Source organism: Pseudomonas putida (assembly GCF_002906855.1).
Classification (GTDB): domain Bacteria; phylum Pseudomonadota; class Gammaproteobacteria; order Pseudomonadales; family Pseudomonadaceae; genus Aquipseudomonas; species Aquipseudomonas putida_N.
In genome coordinates this window covers 1-1,275 of the sequence record NZ_MINI01000053.1, presented here as the reverse complement: position 1 = coordinate 1,275, position 1,275 = coordinate 1, and the positions used below count along the sequence as shown (strand labels likewise).

At 65.1% G+C, this 1,275-nt stretch carries 1 protein-coding gene; it reads right to left on the bottom strand.

Annotated elements, in window-relative coordinates; genetic code table 11:
• Positions 1 to 146: 146 nt before the first annotated feature.
• On the bottom strand, positions 147 to 1,275 hold a 1,129-nt coding region (locus tag BGP85_RS28600), incomplete at its 5' end, for an IS256 family transposase (protein ID WP_103466629.1).

Here is a 1,275-nt window from a genome sequence, read left to right as displayed (position 1 = left end):
CATCGTGCAAGGTGGATCGGTATCGTGGCAAATGGGGCGAACACGAGGGCTCGGGATTTGAGCCTTTGCCGATCTGGCACGGTCGTGTCGCGAATGTGGTGGAAATTGGCGAGCAGCGCGCTCCGAGCATGTAACGTTGGCTCCGGTCAGGCCGCGAGGTCAAGAGACATCGGCACGAGAGGCTGAGAAAGGGTTTCCCAGCCATCGACTTTTCGCATCTGGATCTGCCCTGACGCCAGGAGCGCCCAGAGCAGCATCGGCACGGTTTCAGCGCAGGGCAGCACGGTCTGGGTCTTGATGCGGCGGCGGAACTCCTCGTTCAGACGCTCAATGGCGTTGGTGGTCCGTGCGGATTTCCATTGCGACGGATCGAGGCGGGTGAAGCTGAAGAGGCGATCGCCGGCCTCCTCAAGGCTATCGACCACGGCCCGGCACTTGAGCTTCCACTTGCGGAGGAAGGCCTTGCGGCGCGTCTCGATCTCGGCGGCGCTGTCGGCGTAGATCATGTCGCGGTAGTCTTCGCTCAGCTCGTCATGCAGGCGCTTGGGCGCGTGGCCGAGCAGGTTGCGGTGCTTGTGAACCGTGCAGCGCTGGATGGGCAGGTCCCCGCCCCAGAGTGCCACAAGCGCGGCTTCAAGGCCGGGGGCGCCGTCAACGATCACGAACTCGGGCCGCCTCAGGCCCCGCGCGTCCAGATCGGCGAGGAATTGGCTCCAGGCAGCCGTGCTTTCGCCGCCCATGTTCCTGATTGAGAGGAGCACCTTTTGTCCGTCGCGCCGAACACCGATCGCCGCCAGCACCGAGATGTTGGTGGCCTTGCGGTCCAGCCGGGTCTTTATGACGGTGCCGTCGAGGATGAGCCGCACGATATCCTCCTCGGCCAGGTCGCGGGTGGACCAGGCGTCCCAGTCGACCTTCACCTTGCGCCAGGCCCGGCTGACCACGTCCTTGCTCACCGCCCCCTCGAACAGTCCGAACAGCGCCCGCTTGACCCGGCGCGTGTTGGTGCCGGCCAGGTAGACCGCCGCGATCAGGGCCTCGGCCTTCTTTGTCAGCCGCCTGTAGCGGGGCAGTGCCTTCGAGCGCCATTCGGTGATCTTGCCGGCTTCGTTCTCGATCCGAGCACGAGGAACCCGCACCGTCTCGGTGCCGAATGTGCCGGTCAGCTGCCGATCGCGGTGCCCGTGGCGGTAGCCCCTGGCCCGCTCATTGCCGCGGCCGTAACGAAGCCGACCAAGAAAGGCGGCAAGTTCCTCTTCGAACATGGCTTCAATG